This is a genomic window from Enterococcus plantarum (genome assembly GCF_001730295.1).
Lineage (GTDB): Bacteria > Bacillota > Bacilli > Lactobacillales > Enterococcaceae > Enterococcus_L > Enterococcus_L plantarum.
In genome coordinates this window covers 14,086-36,048 of record NZ_MIKA01000008.1, presented here as the reverse complement: position 1 = coordinate 36,048, position 21,963 = coordinate 14,086, and the positions used below count along the sequence as shown (strand labels likewise).

The following is a 21,963-nucleotide window of genomic DNA, read 5'->3' as shown; positions in this document are numbered from 1 at the left end:
TATCCTTATTTAATTATTTAAATTATAATCTATAAGTTTAATGGCTTCCCTTTTCTCCGATAGAAAGGTATTGATGTAAGTATCTAGTGTCAACTTTATAGAATGGTGACCTAAAAGTTCACTGATCGTAGCAATTGTCACTCCTTTTTCTAAACAACGAGTAGCAAATGTATGCCTGAGTGAATGAAAGGTTACATCATGAATATCTAATTCAGCAATTATTTTTTTAAACCAATAAGTTATAAGCCTTGGTTCTATAGGTACTATTGTTCCGAATACATATGGACTCTCAGACAATTCTTCTAATTTTTTTAACTCTTCTCTGATTGTACTAGATATAGGAATAACTCTCACAGAACTGTTACTTTTAGGAGATTGCACTACAACCTTAGTTTTTTTCCCTTCATTTGGTTCAATTGTTTGCAAACGTTGAACAGTTCGACTAATATGAAGTACGTTATCGCAAAAATCGATATCTTCCCATTTCAGGCCGCAAATCTCACCAATACGCAAGCCTGTTTGAAGGGCTAAAAGTATTGGAAGTCCTTTTGGATGATTACGACAATATCGTTGAAGTCTATTTTCTTCGTCAATTGATAGAGAACGAACTTTTTTACTCGTTGGTGCAGGTATTTTTACCTTATTAAACGGATTTTCAAATAATATACCTTGTTTCACTGCTTCTTTTAAACAAGTTTTCAATACTTGTAATGTAACTCGAATGGAAGACTTGGACAAATTAGCTTCTAGCTGTATTACAAGATATTCAATATGTTGAGCTGAAATATTTCTGAGTTGAATCTGTCCAATTTCGGGAAATATATGTTGATGAAGTTTGTTTCTGTAGCTCGTATAAGTACTTAATTTAACTTTTTCTTTTACATTAGAAAGCCAAAATACACCCCATTGTTGTAAAGTTCCTGTATAGTTTGAGTTAAGGTTATGATATTGATGATAATAGAGGGATTTCATGAGTGTTAATTGTTTTTTTACGGCATTGTAAGTGCGTTGGTAAATATAACCGTATTGAATAGTTCCATCTTCTTTTCGATGTTTTATGTATCTTCCCTCCCAACGGCCATCTTTTCGTTTGTATATGTTTTCTCCTGGTTTAGACATAAGATCCTTCTTTCCACTGACGGCTTAATGACGGCTCAAAAAAAACCCGTCTGAGTCAGTAATTGAGATATTTGAATCTTTTAATTAAAGGTTGAAGTCAACTGATATATCAAATCGTTTGACATATCAGTTTAAATCGATTATATTTAATCAAAATTTTAGTATAAAAAGTGAAAAAAAAATGAATTTTTCTTGTTTTAAAGTAAAACAAGAAAAATTCATTTTCTCTTCTTTGATAAACTTAGATGTTAATTAATTAGAACACACATATTATCCTATTACAAATCTAAAGGTTACGAAAAGTTTGATATATTTAAAACTTCATATTTTGATCATCAAAGTAATTCCAATATTCATACTTCTATCTCAATATCTATATACAAACTTCTGAGCAAAAATACCACAGAAAAATAAATAAAGCGACAGATAAAGTATAAAACGAGTAGTTTAAATGTCATATATACCAATTACCTAATTTCAGAATACCAGCGATATACAAATATTATTAATCAGTAATGTTATACTTTGAGAATAACATCAAAATAATTTGTTTTAAGAAATAGTAAATACGATAATACTGCTCACATCATCTATATTTTTTAACAATATCATACAGAACTACAATATTCAACGGAAAACAAAAAAGATTTTTTTTGTTTTAAAATAAATTATCTACATGATAAATAAATTTTAATTATGTCGTAAATATTTGGTTATTAAATGTTTTATATGATTTTTTCACAAAAAAACTATTAAATACATCTATACCAATTATTATATTAATGAGAATACTGAATGCAAAATAGCTAGCTCAATTGATCAATTCCTCTAATCATAGTTTGACTTTGTTGGTAAATCACTATCGAGGGAGTACATTCACTAAAGTATTTTCTCACAAACACTTGAAGATTCTATAAAAGATTGATAACTGTGAGTTAGTCACATCATGCAAATACTGTCTATCGTCAACACTTCAATTCTGCGACCAAAAATACAGATTGCGTATATGAATATAAAATTACTCCCATGCTCAATTTTCAAGTATAAAAGTAAGAGTCCGTTTGATGGTAAAAAGGAATAATTCATTCTTCCAAAATTCTTTCAACTATATGATCTATGGCAAATATAACATCACTTCTTTTCTAACTGAAAACTAAAATATAGAGCAAGATTGACTTGATTTGCGATATGGCTTCTTAACATGACCTCACTAGTCTATTTAAGTACTTGCTTTTTTCAGCAAAGGTGTTCTTATCTTTGTACAATAAAATATTTCAGATTCAAATCTATATTATTACTATCTAGATTCTACGTTGTGACCAATGTTCAAAGCCTTTTATATGTTAAATTGGAACTTATGGCTTATATAGTTCGAAAACTTTGATATTATTTTTTTATTGTTGAGATACTTAACAATTTAAAGATACCTTTCACTATTCAGATAATTAATTTGTAATCCTTAAAAGCACTTCCAATTGATGGCGCATTAACCCTCACGCGACCTTGAATTTTCTATACTACATCCTCATCGTTAAAAAAGCGCAAATTGTTCGCTTTCACTTTTCTAGTAATCATGTACCTAGTGTGATACCTTCGACATCAGTGGTACAGTAGAGATAATACTTTTTTGTTTTTATGAAGAATGAATAAGAGTTACTTCTTTAACAAATTAATTGCTCAAATATCTATTTTTGACCATTAATATTTAAAAGAAAATAACAAAATATTTCTGTCATTTCTCACTTTTCACAAAATTATGATGGTTACTTCTGCCGTTTAAATAACAATATATTTTCATATTAACTTCAATTTAAGTCTATTTCTTGAAAAACAAAAAATGATAACTATAAAAATTATAACAAACTCATTCTTAAGTCTGATTTCTTTTAGTTCTGTATTGCCTTACAATAAATTTGCTGTAAATATAGACATTCATTTGAGAAGGAGAGTGATTAATGATTTTAACTGAATAATTACAGAACACTTTTTTGTTAATTTTAACAATTTTTTTGTCTTTTTAATTAATATATCTATCATTAACAAAAATTACATGGCACTATAACTTATCTGATTTACTGCAAAATCAAAAATTAAACTACCCCTTAGCAGAATTTAATAGCGATTAGGAGATACAAAAAATGATAAAAGTAATAGATATATTTAAAACAATTGGAGTATGTATTTTAGGTTTTGTTTTTTTGGTGTTATCACAACTGGGAGCTAATATGATAGCTAATTTGATTCCATTCTCTAAGGAATTCTCATTTATGGTTTCATGTTTTATTTATATATTTCTTGTCACTCTTGCAATTAACTTGTTCTACAAATTTATAATCAAAGAAAAATTAAATTTAGGAAAGATTCCAGATATAAGTAGTATGTCAAAATGGGTTTGCTTAGGAGTTTTTCTACCGTTATTACTTGATTTATTAGTTATATTTTTAACAAAAGGAGAGTGGATACAGAACAACACTACTAGTACTGGAATGTTAGTATCTTTCGCTATTTTTGGGATAGCGATTCCTGCCGGAGTATGTGAAGAATTAATTTTTAGAGGATTTATGTTCGATTTTGTAAAAAAAAAGTTTGGATTAACAACTGCCTGTGTTCTTCCATCCTTCATCTTCGCACTTGTTCATATTTTAAATGGTGAATTAAATTTAATAGGCACGATTATGCTGTTAGTAGCTGGAACAGTTGTTGGAGTTATGTTTTCTATGATTCGAGTTGTTACGGGGAATATTTGGTGTGGAATTATTATGCATATACTTTGGGATTTATTGTGCTTTAACCAACAAAATACTTTAATATCACTTCAAGATAATCCTTTAACAGGAAATAGCATTATTGGATATAAATTTTATGATCCTTCTCTTTTTATAACAGGTGGAGATTACGGAATTGAAACTTCTGTGATAGGAGTTATATTATATGCCTTAGTGGCTGCTATATTAATTCATATGTATATCAAACAAAAAATGAAATTCAATTACTGATCAATTTGATTTTTTATAATACCGAAATATTATTTTAAAGAGAGTTATGTGAGAAAAACCTTCTTGTTTCAATTTTAATAAAAAGTGTATTTTCTTAATACCTTTTTGACTGTAAAATTTCCTAAAAAGCTACGAACTTATTTCCTAAGCTTTAATGTCTTGAAAACTAGTGTTTTGGAAATAACATATTTAAGAGAATCAGACTCAACGTGCTTGTGTCAAATTCTACATATTCACTTAATTAGTGATTTCTGTAGAACAAAATAGGATAGAGAGAGTCTCTATCCTAAATTTATATTTTGAGCAACTCTATTAAACACTCAAAAATCTTGTAACAGCAGCGTTCACAAAATGATCAATTGCCTATACTCTATTGAACTTTTCACTAATTAAATTTTTTATGTACCCAAAAAAACACCATGATCAATTCATAGTGTCTTTTCAGCTTTCTAAATCCAAATATCTTAAGACTATAGCAACATAACAACAGTGTATAAACTTTTGTACTTGATTCCAATAATCTATTTGATTTTTATATCTTATAGTGATTGTATTAATTGAATGTATGCTCTAACACTAATTTATGAGAGCCACCCATTCCACTAACTTTTATTGTGCAATCCATCCATGCCCGTGGAGAATTGCCGCCACGTAACAATGTATTGTACCCCCAACCTGTCCTGTAATTAAAACTATTTCCACCTGGATATTTCGTCATACTTTTCGCTCCCGCCACAAATCCAGAATGAACTCCTGCTTGTCGACCAGAAATATTGTATATATTTTTTGTGGGAGACCAAGAACCTGTTATGCTATTGACTCTAATCTGGTCACCTTTACTATTAACATCATAATTCACACTGATTCTTGCAGTAACGCCACCACTGGTTTTATTTCCTCCAGATGTAGTTCTAGCTAAAGGACTATTTGGAATTTCAATAGGTGCATAAACTTCATAAGATTCTGTTTGATTTGTAGTAATACCTCTAGCACTTCTATTTAAACTGTTTGGAGTAACTTGCTTGACTTGTAAATCTTCTATTTCTCCTGTGGTTTCATCAATTAGATACGCATTAACAACTGATTCATCTACTTCTTCAGCTGAACCACTTTTACCAAAGCCAAAAACACTAAACAAAAAAACAAGTAAAGCAATTAAAATTGTACTTTTCTTTTTCATAAAATTCCCCTTTGCTATTTTTTGTTCAAATGCATTTAAGTGAATATTACATAGAGTATAAAAGCTACTATCACAACTATTGCTAAAACTATTGTATCCTTCCAAGTTGTTCCAGAGTTTGGATCTCCACCTGGAAGACCTTCAATTGTTCTACGTGAACTTTCGAGTCCAGTTGGAATAGAATCATTTTTTTTATTCTTTCTCATAAAACTCATCTCCTTATAATCATAAACACATTTAGAACTAATTAAATTATAATGTAAAACCTCAGTTTCTGCAAGTTTTTTTACAGTTTGTCATAGTTTTTATAATATAAGATTAGAAACTATCGTATGAAAGAAGTGAGTAAATACCCCGACAACATTATCATAAATAACAAACTAAATAGCATACAAAAATACCATGACTTCATTATGACTTCTTCTCACACTTCTAAGGTATAATATTCACCCTATCTAGGATTAGTTTCCATTCAAAATTAACGTTAAAAATCTATTAATATCAGCTCAAACTAAATTCAAATTTGCCCATACCCTATTTTTACATACTAAATTTTTCTGCTTTATATGATTTACCATAACCTTCATAAAATTTATCTATACTGTCTACAGAGTTATCTGTCATTTTATATACAGATTGGATAAATCTTTTCTTAACTTTTGTCGGAATAGCTTCGTACATATTATATTTTTGTAGGAGTAACTGATATTGGTAGTTTAATAGAAAATTAGTATAGTTTGTTGGGAAATGAAATTTCAGTATGGATAATTCACGATAACTAATTATTAGCTGTTGATAGGGATTAAAATGTTTTTTATCTAATAAGTTAATCACAGAATAACCAGAATGAAAATAATAGTGAATGAACTTCTCTTTAAATAGCTGTCCTTTTTCTATTGTTAACCCACTTAATAAAAAAAATTCATCCCATGAAAGTCTATATTCACTTTCAGGATAAATATAAGTATCCGGATCTGCAAATTTGCTGTATCTTTCTCTTTTTATAGCTATTAGATAGTTTCGACTTCTAAATTTTTTTCTTTTACTATACTTAATCATATTATTTTCCTTTCCAAAGCATAAATTCTATTAACTTGATAAATAAAGCGAAAAAATGCTATAATGAAAACGAAAAGAGAGATATGCTGATAACATATCCCTCTTGTGTAGAACCGTTTAAGACGGTAGCAAATTTAATTTCATATTTAAATGATCGCTAACTTGCCAAAGTTAATGAGCGGTCATTTATTTTTTGTCGTTTTTTAGCAACTTCACAATCAAACTGATTAAAGCAATGGTAAACATACCAAATGCAAAAATCGTCTGAATTGTTTCATATGCAGACAAAAAGGCATTTCCTTTCTAAAGATTTTAGCACTTACATTCATAAGCACCACCACCCCTCAAAGATAGCCACCGTCATAACTTTTCTACTTTGCTATTATAGCATAATTTTCTTCCTAATTCTTTATTGCTTTTCCCGTTAAATAATCAATAGAGTAGCCATCTTGAACGTTGAAAATATAAACGTTGTAGGCAAATTCATCTGTTTCAACACTTGCTGCTTCCATTTGTACACCACGAGCTACTAACTCATTGTTAATGAAATGAGGCATGACTCGATAACGAACATGATTTCCTGTTAATCGGATATAATCCATGATTTGAATTTCATAGTTCAACATGTGCGGCGTGTTAAATTGCCTAGTACCCGTCATAAGATTTTTCATATTGTTATTTTCTCCAGTCAACTGAAAACCAATCAGGTGCGATCTATTATAGAGCCATTGACCAGCTGGTAGCTTCTTTTGTTTCCAACCTGTAGGCTTGACAGTTAACGGTTCTCTTGCTTCAGTTGGAAATGATTCTTTTCCTATCAGAGCATTTGCGATCCCTACACGATTCAACTGATCTAAATCTGAAAAGGATTGCCACACACCTTTTGACAAATCTAAATCAGCTTCAGTAAACGTCGGCCGGTTACCATTAAGGACAACTTCTTGATTCATGCCGTCATACTCTATAGGGAAATCGCTTGAATACGCATTCTCATATTGAGACGCTTCTGTCGAACCTAATGGTCTGTTTCTTATGCGTTCGATAGAATCTACCTGTTTACCACAACCACTCAACATGAAAAAGAAAGCTGCTAGTATAGACAGCTTCCTCAGTGTAAATTTATTTTTCATTTTCTTTCCTCACATTTTCACTAGATTTTCGGTTCCATATTTTTTTCTTGTTCTTCCTTTTGAGATTGAATTGCTTGAATTTCATGGAGCTTGTCTATCTCATTTCGAGTATTTTCTAACTTACTTTCTAATAACGATTGGCTCAATGTAATAGATTCTATTTCCCCTTGAACATCTTCAAAAGTGAACTCTGAAAGTGTCGCATCTGTTAGTATTTCATGAAGCTGCTTCTGTATCTCTTCTGTACCTCCTTGCGTTTCCTTCTCCAGTAATAACTTACCTAAATTATTTAACTGAATGATTTTTTCGTCTAAGTGATCTAACGTTTCTTCAGCTTCTGAAAAAGTAGCTATCAATTTTTCTTCCAACATGGTGAGTTGACGTTTCCCTTCAATTTTATGCTCAGCCAAGAAATTGATCGCATCCACAAGCTGATCAATTGTCCGCATAATTGGTTCTTTCTTTAATGGTGTTGTGCCATTGTATAAACGTAACTGTTTGATCAAGGTCTCTCCTGTCATATATCGATTGCGTTCAGAATTTTTCTCATTCATAAAATAGAAAAAATCATTTCTCTTCACGTAGATATTAAATTGATCCTCTTCAATTGGATCAACTTTATATGCCCCTATAAATAATTTTCCTCGATTCTCAAAACCAAAATCTACATTCAAGTAATAGCCTTTGTCTGTCTTGTGTGAGATTTGCCATGCATCAATTGTTAACTGGTAATCAAAATCATTTTCTTGTTTCATTACTTTTTCTTCATAACGAGAAACAACTTCATCAATACTAAATGACGTTGTATTTTCTTTTAATCGTTCACCGATTGCTTCATAGTTATATCGATCAGGATTATTTTTTGACAGACTACGACTTCTTGTATTCTTTATCTGAGCTTCATCTAATAATTTATAAGTTGCCCATTTTTTTGAAAAATCAACAGATAAGTTTAACGCATCTGCTTTTTGAAGAAAGTCTTCAATTGAAGAACTATGTGCCAATAAAAAATCTAGTCTAGATTTTATTTTTTGTTTAAACATCGATTCCGTTTGCCACATAGTATATTTTTTATGCGTGTTTTTTGGTGACTTCTGTATTATTTTTGCGCCTTCTTTTGCTGCAATCTTATCGGATATTTGTTCATAAACTCGTTTGGTTCCTTTCTGCCATCGAAAGGCTTTTCCTGTTTTTAAATTCGTTGAGTTGAACAAAATATGATTATGAATATGCTCTTTGTCTACATGAGTCGCAATCACAAATTCATAATCACCACCTGTTAATTCCATGACAGTGTTATACCCTATCTCGTGTATTTTTTCTGGAGACAAGTTGTCGTCCGGTGAAAATGATTGGATCAAGTGGTGAGCCAATACCGCATTTTTTCGCTCAAGTTCTGTTAGTGAAGGTGGAACGAGCTTGTTTTTTTTTAGATCAAGTGTATAGCCTTTTTTTTGTTGAAAAGCCGTTCTCAATTTTGTGAATTTGAATTCCTCATAAGCATTTGTTGGATCGATAATACCGTGTCCCGATACTAATTGTTTCATGTTTGTTTTCTCATCGTTTGCAATATATTGAAATAAATGTGCAAGGTGATCTTGTGTGTCTTCATTCGTGACAATTGTTTTTTCTGCATTTTCAATATAGCCACATGCGTTATTCAATTTATCAAATGTATGGATCACAAAATGTTTTGTGTACACCATTTACGTCCGCTCCTTTAGTTTGATCAACGTTGTGAGGTTGGATTGAACAGTCTCCGTTAAAGCTGTTAATTCATTTTTCAATTGTTGAATATCGGTACTCGAAATTTCGTTGAACTGATTGGCCAGCCGGGTCACTTGATTAATATTAATTCCTATTCTATGAACCTCTGTCGTCAATTGTTTTAACTCTGAATAATCGATATGACGAACCTCTCCTTGAATTAACATGTGTAGCGCAAAGTTTTGAAAGTTAGGAAAGAAACTCTCGTCAATTTTCTTCTTTATTAATCTATTTTCTTCCTTGGAGAACCGAACTTTTCGTTGTATCGGTCGTCGTAACTTATTTTTATGTTCCACTATTCGGACACCTCCCTTAAATGTTTTGGTTGAGTTTCCTTAGTTGACATCGCCCAAATACCAGGGGTAGACTTTCTTTTTGCGAGCAGAGCAACATGGTACCATGTTACGATATTTTAAAAGCCACCTACCTAAAAAGCAGGTAGGTGGCTCTTAAATTTTGGGGGTCTCCCCCAATCCCCGTTTCTATCTTTGACTTTTATTGACCTATTTTTATTCTATTTGAGTGATCATGATACATAAGGCTGCAATAATTCATCCACAAAACTCATGTACTCGTCTTTTCCACGTATCTTACGAAGAATTTTTGCTGCTTCTTTGTAAGGTTCTAGATCAATATCTGTCTCAATTTCTTCTAAATCATGAATCAGTGTGTCCAACTCTTTCAAGACTGTTCCTTTTCTTTTTTCTCTCTTCTTCGAGTGAATGCGTGGGGTTTCACTCGTTGGATCATCCAAGAAAAATTGTACAATAATAAGCTTGCTTTCATCGGTTAGATTGTCCATTTGTTGGGACTCCTTTCATTAATTCTTTTGGCTTCGTCCCGAACCGCTGACTCACAGAGTCTTCGTGGGACGGTGTACTTTTGGGTCAGCTACCTCATATACTTTTGAAGGAGTTCGTGGTTCAGGAAGTTCTTGTCCTCTTGCTCGTGCAAGACGTTCTTCAAATTTGTTTTTAGGTGCATCCAATGTATATACTCTGTTCAACAATTGATCTGCACGTTCAATTAATCCTTTTGCTTGTGTTGTAATGGTTTCTAATGACGTGGTCAGTTCTTCTAATTTATTTCCCTGATCTGTCCATGAAGACAGATACCCAAATGAGTAATCACTTGTATCTAATCCAAGGTGATTCGATACAATATAAGCGACAGATTCCGCTTCAAATTCTTGACGGCGATACGTCGGGTTACCAAAGAATGCTTGCGAATCGGTATGAAGCGTTGCGTGTGTTAGTTCATGAAGTAACACTTTTAATGTCATGATCTCCCCTAATCCTTGACGGACGACAATTTCTTTTTTTGTAGGATCGTAGTATCCGTTGGCTTCAATTGGAATAGGTTGAATAGAAACAGGCACTGGTGATAGTTCCAACAATGCCTTGTACGTTTGCATAAATGTTTTTGAATCGTCCATATCTTCTGATAGATTGTAAACAGGTTTAGGAATTTCTTTCCCCTCTGTTTGACTAACATCAAAAACAGGGGTTAAGAAGTAACGTGTTTCTTTTACAATCTCACCATTCTCATCGGTTACTTTATTGCCTTCTTTATCTATTTTATCTTTGAAGTAAGGCGCATAAACATAAATTGCCTTACTTCCTTTTTTGACATTCCGTTCCTTCTTTTTCCAAGCTTGAAAACCTGCAATATAGCTTGCCGTTGGTTTCTGAGCCAAGATCAATCGGACATTTTTTTGAGAATACTTATGAAACTTAGAGACAAAATCTAAATAGTTTTGAAAGGTATCACTGTCTAAATAGTCCTTTATTCCCTCTTCCAAGTGTTCCGACAATGCTTTGTAATCTTTCTTCTTGATAATTTCTGAAAGAGAGAGTTTGGGTGATTTGCTCTCTTGCACAAATGATTTTTCTACCATGAAGAATCTCCCTTCTAGTGTTGTGTTCCCTTTCATTATCTTCTTAATGAAGGGGCTTGCTCTACCGATTTTTCTTGTTTTTGATAGTGTTCAGCGACTTCTTTTGTTTGTACTTTTGCTTGTACTACTCGTTCTTCAAATTTATTTTTCGCACTACTTACTTCTTTAGATTTGGCATAATTTTTATCTATTGTACTGATAATTCCCGTCGCATTTTTTGCACTGTCCGTAAGTGACTTCGTGAAATCTTCAACGGTAAACCCTTCCTCTTTTAATTTAGAAAGAGAAGCAAACGTAAAGGAACTCGTGTCTAATCCAATATGGTTGGCCACCATGTAAGCTGTTGCTTCTTGTTCAAAGATATTCAGTGAAGCATCATTTTTTAGACTCTCATTTTCCATATTGTGTAGGGGAATCACTTCATTGAGAAGAGTCTGAATGGTTGCTTCTTTTCCTAGTCCTTCATTGATAATGACGGTTTTATTTACGGCATCATAGTGACTGTTTAGATTCCCTAGTGGTTGAAATGTAATAGTGACATCCGATAAGTCGGCCACACTTTGATAGACCACCATAAACTGCTCTTTGTTTGACAAGTCATAAGTAATCGGCGCTTTTAATTGACCAGCTGTTGTTTGGCTGACATCATAAACAGGCTTCAATTGAAAATCAACCGTTGTTTCTGGTTGGTTATTTTCTTTATATTTAACTCGTCCTTCTTCATCTTGAATTGGCACAAATACAGGTTGGTAAATTTGGATTGGTTTCGCATCCTCTCGTAGCTCGTATCCTAACGTCTCCCATTTCTTCTCATTTGCTACTTGCGTAGCACCTGGATCTTGTTCCATGATCAATTGAACGTTTTTAGGGGAGTAATTATGGAACTTACTAGCCGAATCAAGATACGTTTTTACATTGTTTGGATCATAATATTCAGCCATATTTGACTTTAATTGTGTATTGATTGCGGCCGTATTTTGACTAGAGAGTGCTGTATTTAGTGATTCCTTTTGATCCTTTTTAGGTTCAACGACTTGCTTCGCTGCTACTGCAGAAGCAGCAACGAATGGATCTACCCTAAGCTCTTTTGCTTCTGTTTGTTCTGTTTCTCTATGAGTTCCTTTTTCGATAGAAGTGAGTTTGTCATTCACAATGGTTAGCTGCTGATCTACTCTCTTGAATGTGTCGATTGAGCCTTCTTGACGTAAAAATTCTGGTTGTTGAACGAGTTGTGTTCGTTCTTGTTCCAAGCGCTCTTTTTCCTTCACAAGAGCTGACAACTCATTCAAGGTTTCACCTTTCACTTCTTTCGTTGCGGCTTCATTCATTTTAGGTGTAGTCGCTTCAATACGGCTTTCTACTGTTGCAATAGCTTGTTGATTTTCTTCTAGTTCTTTCTGAAGTGTATCGATTTTCGCTAATGGATTCGCTTGTATTTCCTGTTGGATCTGTGATAAGAGCGCCTCTTTTGTTTCGTTTAGTCCAATGTACTCTTGAACGTCTTTGATTAAAACAGAATCGTGATTTAATGATACTTCTTCCTTTTTTACCTCTGAAGCAGTAGCTATTTCTTCAGAGAGTGCCACTTCTTTTTTCTCTCCAGTTTCCAAAGCAAAACGTCGATCAATGGACTCCACAAAAGTTCTGATTTTATTGTTAAGCGCTAGTATTGGCTTATTAAAAGCGTTTTTCACATAGATTCGTAATTGATTCGCTTTTTCTTTAACATTCGATACAGCCACCTGTTTTGTTTCTGCTAAAGCATCAGCTAATGACCGTTTTACGTCTGAATTAGCCGATTCTACTGTTTGGATTAATCCTTCTTTTAGCTGTACGGCTTCTTCTTTTGTTGGTTCTTTTAATAAATCATGCGAGGTCTGAAAGTGTGCGATTAATTGTTCTACTTTTGCAAAATGTTCATCCATAATCTTTTTTACGTCTTCTTCTGTGAGGTAATGTTTTGGGTCATTGGTGCTTTCCATCTTGTTTACAGATTCTTCTAGCGCTGCTTTTAGCTCTGCTAGGTAATCATTTGTGACAGTAAACGTCTTTGGTTGAGGTACATTTTTTTCTTGCTTTATATTTTGCTCTTCTAAAATTGGCTCTACTGATTGTACTTGTTTTTTTTCCATATTTTTTTGCTCCCCTTCAGTGATAAGTTGTTTGTTTTTTTGATTCTTCACATGATCATTCCAATCGGACTTCTTTTTCCCTGGTAATAGTGGTGGTAAATCCTTTTTCATTGCACCAAATCCTCGTCCAAAGCCTTTAACAAAACGTCTCCCTGCTTGATCATTATCTACAGCGAAAACAAATTTGACCTTATCTGTATTCAATGTTGACTGTTGCAGCTTCGTTAATACATTGATTTTTTCTTCTTCAGAAACAGCGGAGCCTAAAAAATTAGCAATATACTTTGAAACGGTCTCTTTCCGTAAGCCATTCATACAAAGCAGTACCGCATCACCTATCGTTTCCTTGTTTAGTTCGTAATAACTCATCAGATCTATTGGCGCTTCAAATACAATGATCGTCAGTGGATTTTTTTTTGTAGCGGTGGCCTCTGTTGGAGGATTACCAATTCGGACGGTTAATCCATAATAGCCATCGCCCCAAGTTCTTTTTAAATAGCCTCTGTCACCATATAATTCATGATTTTCCCACATTCCTTGTAGAGCAATTCCCTTTACCTTTCCATCGAAGCCAAAGTGCTTGAATACAACGACCGGTTCCGTTTTTCCTGATTCTTTATCCTCATAAGTAGCTTGTGCAATTAGCCCTTTTCCGATAAAAAAATCAACCGTTTCTCTGGAAAGCTTCCGTTCGTTGACTAAATAATCTATTGTCGCATCCATTTTGCTATGTTCTTTTAAGTGATAGTGAAATGGTCGCTTTTTTTCCTGTTTGACTTCATCAAACGTACCAACTTCAATGTTATTCAAGTAATTAACTGCTTCTTTATAACTACAGTTCTTTACGATTTGAACCAGTTGAATAGCGCCCCCACCTCTTTGACGAGAATTCCAATAGAACAAGTTCTTTCGAGTATTAAAAACAAAACTATCGTGTTCAGACCAGGTATAATTACGACCATTCCGAACTAAATCCATCCCTAAACTTTGAGCAACTTCTACGATATTTTTTTCTTCAGCTGCTTCTAATGATTTTTTTCGTTCTTCATGTGTTTGTGCCACATTCATTCCCCCTTTCTAAAACAAAGAAAAGAACTATCACATTTGACCGTTCCAATTTTTATCTCATGCAACATCGTCCATAATCGTTCCGTGATCCACGATATCTTCTTTTCTGACTTTATCCAGCAATTCTTCTTCCTCGTTACGATAACGCTTGTATGTGTACCAGTTTTCGTCTCCTGGTTCATTTCCTAACAGATACGCTAGTTCATGATCAAAAGCATAGAATTTTTTATCTCTAAATACATGTTCTTTCGTGATAAATACGAGGCATTCATCACCATCGATTTTTGTGACTTCACTTTCGTCTAACAAAGATCTACCCAATTTATCTCGATTTTCAGATCCCCCACTCCCTCGTCCTTTGCTAATATTATGCTTTCTAATCGATAGTGTTTGTTTCCCAATTCGATTTGATAAATATTTTGCCGTCTTCTCTTCGTCTCCTCCAAGGAAAATCAAGGAAGCACAACCATTTACAATATTTTCCCAACTATTTTTGTACATTGCTTGTAGCTGCTTCATCGATTGTAAAACAATCGCAAATGACATTTCCCTTTTACGGAATGTCGTTAACAGTTTTTCAAAATGAGGTATTTTTCCAATATTCGCAAATTCATCAATTAAGAAACGGAAGTGAAGTAGTTTCTTGCCTTTACGTAGGAAACGTTTGCCTAAGCGAACTGCATCGGATTTAACTCGTAGTTGTTCCGCAACAGTTGCCATAAATAGGGCAGAAATGAAATTATACGCATCATTTGTTTCTGGAATGGCAATAAAGACCGCTGTTTTTTCTTCTGTCCATGAATCAATATCCATCGTATCTTCTCGAATCAAGTCAACAACCTGTTCATGATCAAAGACAGAGTAACGTGCGGCCGCAATCCCCAGTACGCTTGCGCGTGTTTCAGATTCGTACAGGTCATTAAATAGTGACCATTGTTTGTAAGCATAGTTGTTTGGGTGACGTTCATTTTGTTCCTCAAACCATTCCTCCACAGGGCTAGGAACTTTAGGATCTTTTCGTTTAACAAAGCGCAACATATCCGCAATCATTCCTAAATGTGGCAAATAATCATTATCTTGACCATCAAACCACAAATAGGCTATAAAGGAACGAATCAGTAAAGCTTCTGCTTTCGGCCAGAAATCAATATCTTGTTGATCACCTTTTTTGGTAGCTTCAGTAATAGCTTCCAACACTCGATCGACATCCAATTCTGTTTTCATATACTTAAATACATTAAATTTATCACTATTTGTTAATGTATTTAAATCCAAAATTTTAATGTTGTAATGATCTTCCTTCAGTAAATGACCGACTTCATGGACAACCCCACCATCAGGATCGGTTAGAAGGAATGAGCAATTACGCTGCATAATATTGGTCTTAATATAAGATAGCGTTTTGGCTGCACCTGAATCTCCTAGAACCAGATCGTTTTTATTTTTTTGAAGCTTTATAGGTAAACGACTGTTAAAAAGGCTAACTTTTACATTTTTACTGAGAATCTTATTATTTTGGGGAATTTCGTCTTCATACTTCTTCATTTCTTCATTGGTTGCATATCGTGCTGATCCATATTCTTCGCCATTTCGATAAATTCCACGGTCATTATCATAAACATACATTAACAAACCACTGAAGAACCCAAGAAATCCAGTGCCGAAGGCTAGAAAGCTAGGTGTAATAAAGAATGAAAAAAAAGAACTCTCTACGTATGGTAGGAGTTCTCTTGTAAACAAATAATTCAGTTTGGACGAATAATCATATCCTGGTAACAAGTAAAAAAAGTTTCCTACCGAAAAGCCAAGTATAAATAGGATACAAGCCAGAATTAAATAAGGTTTTAGTTCCTTTTTGTATGTCTGCACTATAGACCACGACCTTTCGTTTTTTGATTGGTTGGCTGAACGGAACCTTTATAAGTCGTTTGAGATTTAGCATAAGCGATTTTTTCTTCAAATGTCATGGTTCCTGGTTTCTTCAAAATCTTTTTTGGGTCTTTCTTAATATCTGTTATCACACGCTCTAAGGCCTTTTTCGCCAACTCTTTATCTTTCACTCGAAAGTATAAATTCGTGCCTTCTGGTGTCTCTCTGAAGGCAAAGGGAAGTCCTTGTTCTTCCAAGTATTCTTTCAATTTGGTTAAATTGACTTTTTCATTTAAAAAAGCCGAAGTTAAAGGATCACTTCTGCTCATGAGTTTATACAAATTCGTTTCACCATTCATAGGGAAACGACTGTCTTTAATTTTTACTAGTCCATCCATTGATAAGTGAGACAACGCCCGAAGTGTTTTTTCCAACGTGTTAGTCCCCATTATGTAATAGCGATGGACGATTTCTCGTTGTTCCATATGCTATCCCTCTTCTTTTAGTTAGCATTCCATTAGTTCGATTGATTCTTTTATTGTCTTACAGGGAAAATTATTAACGTCATTTTTCAATTCTAGAGTAGTATAATATGGTGTCAATACACCGTGATCTTCATGCACCATAAAATAATCAATTCCTTTTTTATTCCCAATCCTTTCAATGCAATATACCCCTTCGATTGGGTATTCACAGACAATAAAATCGATCGGCATAAATCCTTCTTCCCTCAACATACTACTAATTTCTAATAAGTGATCTTTTTCTAGACAATCTGGGAGACTATTTCTGATAGGCGCTTTTGCAAGATTTGTACCTTCAATCACTTTCCACTGTCCGTTATATGACTTCATACATCCACTTCCTTTCTACACTCAGCTCACTACTTTTTTATGCGTTAGAAAATCGATCGGTTGATTGGCCACTTTTTGTTGCTCTACTTGCTCAATCACCTTTTCGTGCGTTTCATTAAATGAAGCAAGTACCTGGGCGAAGTTAGTCTTTAATCCTTCGTTCATTTCTTTTTGTTTAAAAGCAAGCTCGTCTTTCTTTCCTTGCAGTATACGTGTTAGTTGCTCGGTTTGTACTTTGTACTCGGCCGCAATATCATTGGCCAACTTGTCTTTAAAGTGAACGTCTAATTCTTGTTCTTTGGTCGCTTTCTTCTCTGCACAAGTTCGTTTGATTGTCGCAACAGCTAATTCATGTCGTTGCTGCTCTTCTTTTAACTCTTTTTGTTCTTCATTATCCAGGACAAGAATCTCAGCATCAATTGTCCGCTGCTTTTCCGCTTGAACACGTTTTGTCACTTCTTCTTCAATCAAGTGACGAGTATCGAGCTCCTTGATTTCTTGATTTATTTTGATTGTCTCTTCTTCCACAAAATTAGAAAGGCGAGAAGAAAATTCATTTTTTACAAGATCCAACACATCACTTACAGCCCCAATCGATTCAGGAGTAGATAAAACGGGTGGTTCTTCTTCTTTTGATTCAATCGAATCTAAAGAAAGACCAGGATACGATTTATCTGAACTTACTTCAGTCTGTGCCTTCTTTACCACTAATTCGGTTTTTATATCTTCAGTTGAAAAAGGAGCGTTAAGGCTAAGATTGGAAGCATTTTTTTGCTTCAGTTTCTGAATCTCTTCTTGTTGAATTTCTAGCTGATACATAAGATGTTCAATTAATTGTTGCTGTTCAGCCTGATCATCGTTAGGATCTACGAGTTCTTGTTCTTCAGAGGTCACTTCGACAATTTCACTAGGTTCAGGCTTTTGTTCTTCTAGACGTTTTGTACCAGACTCTGCAAGTGCTTGTAATTCTGACGGCAATTCTGGTGTCCCTGCCTTACTTTCAGTCTCTTTGGTCGCCTCTGGAAGAACAACCTCTTCAAATGGTAGTTTCTTTTTTGTATAAAATGGTGAAAGTAACTGGTCAAAATAGGGATTATCTTCGTATAACGGCAGCTCGATTTTAAATGCATAAAGTAGCTCTTTGCCTTTTTTACCCTCCTTAAATTTTTCTGCATACACCCAACCAGTCTCTTCTGCTTTAATTAAGTGGTTATTTACGCCAATCACATAGTTCACTAATGATTCTGGAGTCAGGATAGACTCTGTTTGAATGTTATCTGAATGGATCACTTCAAATCGGAATGTTCCCTTTAGAAAATTAAACATGTTCAGTTCCTCCTTCATTATCCTTTGGTGTTTCTTCTAAAGCAGGGGGCGTAGATTGAGTAGGTGCTACTAATGACTTTAAATCAGTTAAAGTCAAATCATTTTCAACTAAAAACGTTGAAACAACTTCTGCTTCTAGTTGTTTCAGCTCATTTTCTTTTTTAGTGACGGTTTCTTGTTGCTTCTTCAATCGTTCTTTTGCTTTTTCCAGGTCATTTTCTAACCGTTTTTGCTTTTTTTCTAACTCTTCAATTCTACTCATGGCTTGATTCCTCCGTTGTGGCTAGTGTGGTTGAACTTGTCATTGTTGATTGCGTTGGCTCAAAATATTCAGATTCCGTAGTTACATTTGTGTTGTAAGAATTACTGTCTGTATTTAATAAATTGGTCAACGTTACAGGTTCCATTTTATCTACCAAGAATCTTTTGCCTTGTTTTGTAAAGGTGACTTGCACAGCTTCTTGATTTGATTGGTTTTTCAGAGCCCCTTCGTCGCTTCCGATTTTCTTTCGTTGTGTATTTTTATAGGTTACAACACATATAGCTGTATCATTTTCTGTATTAATATAAATATCTGCTGTATCCAGTACTTGATTGACCACATATCCTTTATACGCTTGATTAACAGGTTGTTCTTCCTCTGTTGTTAATTCGTTATACATAGACGTGGTAACCAAAGGTTCGTATCGATTGCGATTTTCTCCTAAATCTTTTCTTGTAAAATAGGCAATAAGAAATTTTTGGACAGTATCAGTGGTCAAATCTTTTTTCTTTTCCACTACCTCTTGTTTCACGGGCTTTTGAGCCGCTTGTTGTTTGCTTTTACCCACACTAAATCCAACAAAAAAACATAAAAGTACAAGAAAAAACAGGCCGAGAAACAAGCCTGCTTTCTTCAATTTTCGTATTTTATCATGATTGTACATAAGAAATATCTTCTCCTTCCTCTTATTTCACACGCATAAAGTATTCGCCTGCTTCTTTCTTCAATACACGCCAACTCATGGAGTATTCACCACTTACATTCATTTCAGAGATTACAAATGTTCCATCGCTATTGACATATTCTACGAATGCCACATGCCCGTATACAGAACTTGAACCTGCCACTCCATTCGTAAAGATCACGGCATCTCCTCGTCTCGGTGTTGAAACAAGACTAGCACCTGGCGTTAGAATATAATTTACTACCCATTGATTCGCATTTCCCATCGTTGGGTGAATCGACTTACCAAGTTGCGCCATTCGATTGTACACATACCAAGTACAATTTCCGAGTGCATAAGCATTACCAGGCCAACCTTGTCCTTGTTTCGTTTCTTTATCGGTCGGTAAAGGTTTCATTTTATCTTTGTATTTTTGGAAGACTTCGCTACTTGATCCATTAACTTCATTCCCTGAACTAGATAGGAAGTTAAACCAATTTTGAGCAGCTTGAATCCGTTCACTTGTTTTATCTCCTGGATTTCCTTCCCAGTTATTTAAGAAATACACTGTTAATTCTGGTACGGTTGCGGCAACTTTATTTCCTGCTGTATTAGCAGCTATTGTTCGATAGGCAGGAGAATCACCATTAAAGATAAAGTCTAATTGTAATTGTAGATCATACCATTTTTTCTTTTTACTTTTTGCATAGTCAAGTAACAATGTATGACGTGTACTTCCGTCAGCTGTATCTGTCCATTGGCCTAATCCTAACCCTCTATGAAGAATATTAGGGAATTTACCATAGATTTCCGTTCCACCCATTGCTAGCCAAGCAGGATCATCCCATGAAGTAGCACTCGCTCCTACAGGTGGGTTTAAGTAATCTCCTTCTGCTCGTTTTGGATTGATTCCACTTTCAACAGAAAAATTCCCTAAGATAGCAGCAATACCTTCTTTTTTGTATCCCAATTTTGTTAAGTAGTCATAAACAGCTCTTGCTCGACTTTCTACGTCTGCCCCTGGATCAAACGACGAAGAACCTAATAACGTGGTTTGAGTATAGGTCACATTAGGAAAATAAAAAGCTGGGTTAACAGAAAACCAAGCTTTTTTCTCTACATCATATTTTTCATACTGAAGGGTGACTGTTTCATTTGGGCTATTCCCTAAAAAGGTTCCGATTTGTATCTCTTCGTCCCCTTTAAATCGACTACTCTTTACCCCTTCAATCGTTAAGCGTACACTTTTTTCTTTTTCAATGACTAAACTTGTTTCATTCGGAATAGTTGTTACCTTTCCTTCAAGTGGTGAATTGAACGCTTTGTTAACTTCTGTCATAAGCTCAATTCCCTGAAACAAACTTTCTTTTCCTTCTTTCTTTTCATACCCGTATCTACGTGAAACAATTAATGAATCTGTTTCAAAGGGAAATGCTAACGGATCTTCCAAAGTAGTATAGCCTAATTCTTTTTTTACTTCCTGATAATGTTCATAGTCTTCACCAGAAAGAAAATAACGAGATTTTTTATCCGTTTCAAGTTCTTCCATGGTCTTTAATTCGTAGTCAGGCGGTTTTCCATTCAAATCTACCCACAGATCACTGAGGTAATTCTCAAAGTTCTTCCCCAACAATCCTGTATTCGACAATTTATATTCTTCAAAACGATAATTCATATAAAACATGACATCATCAATGTTGCTATAGAATTCATTGGTATCGTCTGTATGCTCTGCATCAAGTTTCGTCATATAAGCCCATGAATCTGTTAAATCCACGTCGTCTTGAACGATTGCCGGCTTCTGTGTACCTCCTGCAACACCCGTCAAAATAAATATGACAACTAACACTAACAATACAATCCAGGTAATAGGATTTTTAAGAAGGATCATAGCCGCTTTCGCAGTTGACTTTTTCCCTGTTAAAACAGATCGAACTAAACTAAGACCTTTTTGCGCTTTTTTTGCAGCTTTCGCAGCCTTCATTCGTTGACGGTGGTTCCGCAGTTTGTACATTAACTGCTTTCGTGTAGTCAAATCTGGTGGGGTTCGATGGAACCCACGCCCTCTCGAAAAATTAAACGTTCGATTTCCTAAACCATAGGCTCCTTTTCCTGTTTTTAACGCTACTTTTCCAGTATTTTTACCGATTTTGAAACCAACCCGAATTTTCTGATTGGCTCGCCGTAGTTTTCGATAAGCTTCTACGCCCTCTTTTAAAGTATCATCTTCACTCAAGACCTTTAATGATTGTTGCTTAGTTTCTTCTTTCATAGAAACTTTTGCTTCACTTTTAAGTTTTACAGAAATTCTAGTTGTATCTTTAGCCTTTATTTTTTGATAAACACGTTTTGCTACTTTTTTTCCGTTCTTGTCTTCAATGAATTTTTTCTTTGCGATGATATGATCGATTGAAGGAGCTTGACCGCCTTTTTTCACGTTGATTCTATGCTTTTTTAGTTGACTCTTATACCCTTTTCTAGAAAGTTTATAGTCTTTTTTTGCCTGTTTAAATGCTTTCTTAGATACCTTCGTTGCTTCTCGTGGGTTACGAAAAGCATTTTTACTAACACCATCCTTCACTCTTGGCGTAAGCTTTTGCTTTTCTTTCCAAGAAGGCTTCTCTTCTTTCGTCATAGGCT

18 protein-coding genes and 1 pseudogene are annotated in these 21,963 nt (G+C 34.3%); 1 reads left to right on the top strand and 18 read right to left on the bottom strand.

Features of this window, described 5'->3' with window-relative positions; all coding sequences use genetic code 11:
* Positions 1–9 precede the first annotated feature (9 nt).
* The gene (locus tag BCR22_RS04355) at positions 10–1,119 is read right to left on the bottom strand and encodes a tyrosine-type recombinase/integrase (RefSeq protein ID WP_069653764.1); all 1,110 of its coding nucleotides are present in this window, start codon (positions 1,117–1,119) and stop codon (positions 10–12) included.
* 2,138 nt (positions 1,120–3,257) lie between these two features.
* Here BCR22_RS04355 and BCR22_RS04350 point away from each other — a divergent pair.
* Complete coding sequence (locus tag BCR22_RS04350) at positions 3,258–4,115, top strand: type II CAAX endopeptidase family protein (RefSeq protein ID WP_069653763.1); 858 nt, start codon at positions 3,258–3,260, stop codon at positions 4,113–4,115.
* A gap of 553 nt (positions 4,116–4,668) precedes the next feature.
* Here the strand turns inward: BCR22_RS04350 and BCR22_RS04345 are convergent.
* The 17 genes and pseudogenes from BCR22_RS04345 to BCR22_RS04270 all read right to left on the bottom strand — a co-directional run bounded on the left by BCR22_RS04345 (position 4,669) and on the right by BCR22_RS04270 (position 21,958).
* Positions 4,669–5,295, bottom strand: a complete 627-nt coding sequence (locus BCR22_RS04345) for a hypothetical protein (RefSeq protein WP_069653762.1) — start codon at positions 5,293–5,295, stop codon at positions 4,669–4,671.
* A gap of 35 nt (positions 5,296–5,330) precedes the next feature.
* Positions 5,331–5,501, bottom strand: a complete 171-nt coding sequence (locus tag BCR22_RS15360) for a hypothetical protein (RefSeq protein WP_167351502.1) — start codon at positions 5,499–5,501, stop codon at positions 5,331–5,333.
* 334 nt (positions 5,502–5,835) lie between these two features.
* Positions 5,836–6,354, bottom strand: a complete 519-nt coding sequence (locus BCR22_RS04340) for a hypothetical protein (RefSeq protein WP_069653761.1) — start codon at positions 6,352–6,354, stop codon at positions 5,836–5,838.
* A 186-nt stretch (positions 6,355–6,540) separates the two neighbouring features.
* A complete protein-coding gene (locus BCR22_RS04335; RefSeq protein WP_069653760.1) occupies positions 6,541–6,642 on the bottom strand; it encodes a putative holin-like toxin in 102 nt (33 codons plus the stop codon).
* Between the two features lie 113 nt (positions 6,643–6,755).
* The gene (locus tag BCR22_RS04330; protein ID WP_083241745.1) at positions 6,756–7,484 is read right to left on the bottom strand and encodes a DNA/RNA non-specific endonuclease; all 729 of its coding nucleotides are present in this window, start codon (positions 7,482–7,484) and stop codon (positions 6,756–6,758) included.
* A gap of 20 nt (positions 7,485–7,504) precedes the next feature.
* Entirely contained in the window at positions 7,505–9,190 is a 1,686-nt protein-coding gene (locus tag BCR22_RS04325) for a relaxase/mobilization nuclease domain-containing protein (RefSeq protein WP_069653759.1), read from the bottom strand.
* Positions 9,191–9,547, bottom strand: coding sequence for a plasmid mobilization protein (locus tag BCR22_RS04320; RefSeq protein WP_069653758.1), 357 nt, complete (start codon positions 9,545–9,547; stop codon positions 9,191–9,193).
* Between the two features lie 230 nt (positions 9,548–9,777).
* On the bottom strand, positions 9,778–10,053 hold the full coding sequence (locus BCR22_RS04315; protein WP_069653757.1) for an LtrD: 276 nt from the start codon (positions 10,051–10,053) through the stop codon (positions 9,778–9,780).
* 51 nt (positions 10,054–10,104) lie between these two features.
* Positions 10,105–11,148 (bottom strand): annotated as a pseudogene (locus tag BCR22_RS04310) (ArdC-like ssDNA-binding domain-containing protein); the annotation flags it as partial.
* A gap of 35 nt (positions 11,149–11,183) precedes the next feature.
* On the bottom strand, positions 11,184–14,342 hold the full coding sequence (locus BCR22_RS04305; RefSeq protein WP_069653755.1) for a toprim domain-containing protein: 3,159 nt from the start codon (positions 14,340–14,342) through the stop codon (positions 11,184–11,186).
* A 63-nt stretch (positions 14,343–14,405) separates the two neighbouring features.
* On the bottom strand, positions 14,406–16,217 hold the full coding sequence (locus BCR22_RS04300; RefSeq protein ID WP_069653754.1) for a VirD4-like conjugal transfer protein, CD1115 family: 1,812 nt from the start codon (positions 16,215–16,217) through the stop codon (positions 14,406–14,408).
* Positions 16,217–16,702 carry a DUF3801 domain-containing protein gene (locus BCR22_RS04295; protein ID WP_069653753.1) on the bottom strand — a complete coding sequence of 162 codons (486 nt, stop codon included), beginning with the start codon at positions 16,700–16,702 and terminating at the stop codon, positions 16,217–16,219. The genes BCR22_RS04300 and BCR22_RS04295 overlap by 1 nt, the downstream gene beginning before the upstream one ends.
* Positions 16,703–16,723: 21 nt before the next feature.
* Positions 16,724–17,071, bottom strand: a complete 348-nt coding sequence (locus tag BCR22_RS04290; RefSeq protein WP_069653752.1) for a hypothetical protein — start codon at positions 17,069–17,071, stop codon at positions 16,724–16,726.
* Positions 17,072–17,092: 21 nt separating this feature from the next.
* Complete coding sequence (locus BCR22_RS04285) at positions 17,093–18,397, bottom strand: hypothetical protein (protein WP_069653751.1); 1,305 nt, start codon at positions 18,395–18,397, stop codon at positions 17,093–17,095.
* Positions 18,390–18,659: a hypothetical protein gene (locus tag BCR22_RS04280; protein WP_069653750.1), complete on the bottom strand. Its 270-nt coding sequence runs from the start codon at positions 18,657–18,659 to the stop codon at positions 18,390–18,392. The genes BCR22_RS04285 and BCR22_RS04280 overlap by 8 nt, the downstream gene beginning before the upstream one ends.
* Complete coding sequence (locus BCR22_RS04275; RefSeq protein WP_240485850.1) at positions 18,652–19,227, bottom strand: hypothetical protein; 576 nt, start codon at positions 19,225–19,227, stop codon at positions 18,652–18,654. Before BCR22_RS04275 ends, BCR22_RS04280 begins: the two co-directional genes overlap by 8 nt.
* A gap of 118 nt (positions 19,228–19,345) precedes the next feature.
* Positions 19,346–21,958: a phage tail tip lysozyme gene (locus BCR22_RS04270; protein WP_069653748.1), complete on the bottom strand. Its 2,613-nt coding sequence runs from the start codon at positions 21,956–21,958 to the stop codon at positions 19,346–19,348.
* Positions 21,959–21,963 lie beyond the last annotated feature (5 nt).

What these genes read in the sequence shown, in the direction of transcription:
- BCR22_RS04355 (WP_069653764.1), bottom strand. Translation starts at nt 1,119, where the DNA reads ATGTCTAAACCAGGAGAAAACATATACAAACGAAAAGATGGCCGTTGG.
- BCR22_RS04350 (WP_069653763.1), top strand. Translation starts at nt 3,258, where the DNA reads ATGATAAAAGTAATAGATATATTTAAAACAATTGGAGTATGTATTTTA.
- BCR22_RS04345 (WP_069653762.1), bottom strand. Translation starts at nt 5,295, where the DNA reads ATGAAAAAGAAAAGTACAATTTTAATTGCTTTACTTGTTTTTTTGTTT.
- BCR22_RS15360 (WP_167351502.1), bottom strand. Translation starts at nt 5,501, where the DNA reads ATGAGAAAGAATAAAAAAAATGATTCTATTCCAACTGGACTCGAAAGT.
- BCR22_RS04340 (WP_069653761.1), bottom strand. Translation starts at nt 6,354, where the DNA reads ATGATTAAGTATAGTAAAAGAAAAAAATTTAGAAGTCGAAACTATCTA.
- BCR22_RS04330 (WP_083241745.1), bottom strand. Translation starts at nt 7,484, where the DNA reads ATGAAAAATAAATTTACACTGAGGAAGCTGTCTATACTAGCAGCTTTC.
- BCR22_RS04325 (WP_069653759.1), bottom strand. Translation starts at nt 9,190, where the DNA reads ATGGTGTACACAAAACATTTTGTGATCCATACATTTGATAAATTGAAT.
- BCR22_RS04315 (WP_069653757.1), bottom strand. Translation starts at nt 10,053, where the DNA reads ATGGACAATCTAACCGATGAAAGCAAGCTTATTATTGTACAATTTTTC.
- BCR22_RS04295 (WP_069653753.1), bottom strand. Translation starts at nt 16,702, where the DNA reads ATGGAACAACGAGAAATCGTCCATCGCTATTACATAATGGGGACTAAC.
- BCR22_RS04290 (WP_069653752.1), bottom strand. Translation starts at nt 17,071, where the DNA reads ATGAAGTCATATAACGGACAGTGGAAAGTGATTGAAGGTACAAATCTT.
- BCR22_RS04285 (WP_069653751.1), bottom strand. Translation starts at nt 18,397, where the DNA reads ATGTTTAATTTTCTAAAGGGAACATTCCGATTTGAAGTGATCCATTCA.
- BCR22_RS04280 (WP_069653750.1), bottom strand. Translation starts at nt 18,659, where the DNA reads ATGAGTAGAATTGAAGAGTTAGAAAAAAAGCAAAAACGGTTAGAAAAT.
- BCR22_RS04270 (WP_069653748.1), bottom strand. Translation starts at nt 21,958, where the DNA reads ATGACGAAAGAAGAGAAGCCTTCTTGGAAAGAAAAGCAAAAGCTTACG.